Source organism: Aeromicrobium sp. PFPM2_SD2, from assembly GCF_057364525.1.
In genome coordinates, this window is the sequence record NZ_JBNFNZ010000445.1 from 1 (window position 1) to 1,977 (window position 1,977).

At 74.5% G+C, this 1,977-nt stretch carries 2 protein-coding genes and 1 pseudogene; 2 read left to right on the plus strand and 1 reads right to left on the minus strand.

Translation table 11 applies throughout. From position 1 onward, the window contains the following. Positions 1-6: 6 nt before the first annotated feature. Both AC2W7G_RS14865 and AC2W7G_RS14870 read left to right on the plus strand, forming a co-directional pair. Positions 7-831 (plus strand): annotated as a pseudogene (locus AC2W7G_RS14865) (DNA recombination protein RmuC); the annotation flags it as partial. Positions 832-928: 97 nt separating this feature from the next. After that, a complete protein-coding gene (locus AC2W7G_RS14870; protein ID WP_485869122.1) occupies positions 929-1,366 on the plus strand; it encodes a DUF6542 domain-containing protein in 438 nt (145 codons plus the stop codon). Positions 1,367-1,375: 9 nt separating this feature from the next. On the opposite strand, the gene AC2W7G_RS14875 is transcribed toward AC2W7G_RS14870, so the two are convergent. Beyond that, the gene (locus AC2W7G_RS14875) at positions 1,376-1,720 is read right to left on the minus strand and encodes a 5-carboxymethyl-2-hydroxymuconate Delta-isomerase (protein WP_485869121.1); all 345 of its coding nucleotides are present in this window, start codon (positions 1,718-1,720) and stop codon (positions 1,376-1,378) included. Between the last annotated feature and the right edge of the window lie 257 nt (positions 1,721-1,977).

Genomic DNA, 1,977 nt, shown 5'->3' on the forward strand with positions numbered 1-1,977 from the left:
GAGCCGGTGCGCGAGAGCCTCGACCGCTTCGACGCCCGCCTGCGCCAGCTCGAGGCCAGCCGCATCGAGTGGCACAGCCAGCTGCGCGAGCAGGTCGAGGCGGTCCGCACCACGTCCGACTCCCTGCGCCGCGAGACCGCCTCGCTGGCCACCGCCCTGCGCCGCCCGCAGGTGCGCGGACGCTGGGGCGAGATGCACCTCAAGCGCACCGCCGAGCTGGCCGGCCTGGTCGAGCACTGCGACTTCGACCTGCAGGTCACCACCGCCGACGGCACCCTGCGGCCCGACATGGTCGTCCACCTGGCCGGCGGCAAGAACGTCGTCGTCGACGCCAAGGTCCCGCTCGACGCCTACCTGGACGCCGTCGAGTCCGGCGACCCCGAGGTCGCCCAGGTCCACGTCCAGCGCCACGTCCGCCAGCTGCGCACCCACGTCGACCAGCTCGCGTCCAAGGCCTACTGGAGCCGGCTCGAGCACTCCCCCGAGTTCGTCGTGCTCTTCGTGCCGGCCGAGGCGTTCCTGGCCGAGGCGCTCGCCCACGACCCGTCGCTGCTCGAGCACGCCGCGGCCAAGCAGGTCGTGCTGGCCACGCCCACGACGCTCATCGCGCTGCTGCGCACCGTCGCCCACGCCTGGACCCAGGAGCGGCTGGCCGACAACGCCCGCGAGATCCAGCGCGTGGCCGCCGAGCTCTACGAGCGCATCGGCGTGGTCGGCGGCCACGTCGACGCCCTGGGCAAGGCGCTGGCCAACGCCGTCACCAGCTACAACGACACCGTCGGCTCGGTCGAGTCGCGCCTGCTGGTGACCGCCCGCCGGCTGCACGACCTCGACATCGGCGCCCGCGAGGTCGCGTCCCGCGTCGGGTCGAGACCGGCCACCGTGCGCCTACGGCTCCCGAGCTCGTCGAGCGGCTATCTTCCTGACCATGTCCACGGCGGCCCGACGCCCGCGTCCCCGCGGCAGCCTGGCGTCCCAGGACCTGCTGGCCGGGCAGGCCGTCGTGCTCGCCGTCGTCGCCCTGGCCGTCGTGATCGTGCTCGAGCTGCTCGTCGAGGGACGCCTCGGTCTGCTGTTCGGCGTCGCGTTCGTCCTCGTCGCCTGGAGCGTCCCGCTGACCGTCCGCCTCGGCGGGTTCTTCGTCGCCGGCGTCCTGCCACCGCTGCTCATGACCGCCGTCGTGGTCGGGTTCGGCCTCGCCGCGCCCGACCGGCTGCACGGCCAGGACGTCGAGCCGGGCGCGAGCGCGTTCGAGCACGTGCTCGCCGGGTTCATCGACCACGCCACCCCGCTCGTCGTCGCCCAGGTCGGCGCGCTGCTCGTGCTCGCCCTGCGCGCCGGCAGCACGACCGCGCCCCGGTCGTGACGGGACGCCTCAGACGACGACCTTGCTGTAGCCCTGCAGCTCGCGGACCTGGGTCGTGACCTGCGTGCCTGCCGGGTACGACGCGGCGCCGGCGACCGCCGCCGAGATCGCCTCGGACGTGCGGCGGAGCAGGTCCTCCGAGCGTCCGGGCAGGACGCTCAGCGTCACCGCCACGAACGCGCCCCCGGAGTCGGGCCGGTCCACGGCGTAGACGTCCAGCCGGCGCACCCGCGCCTTGGTGGACGCCATGTCGTACTCGCCCACGCCGTCCAGGGCCTCCACGGCCGCGGCCAGCACGCGCTCGGCGTCCAGGCCCGCGATGTTGTCGGTGTACTCGATCTCCAGGTGCGGCATCGGACGAGTATGCCCGCAGCACCGTCCGCACCCCTCCCGCCACGTCCGGCCGTCCCGTTGCCGACGAGCGTCGGCTGTGCCTACGGTCGAGGTCCACGCTGCTTCCGGGGGGATGACAGATGACCACTCGCACGCGCCTGCGCGCCACCGCCACCGCGGCCGTCGCCGCGCTCACCGCCGCGCTGCTCGTCAGCACCGGCACCACCGCCGACGCCGACCGGCGCACACCGCGCCCACCGGCGACCGGCACCGCGTAC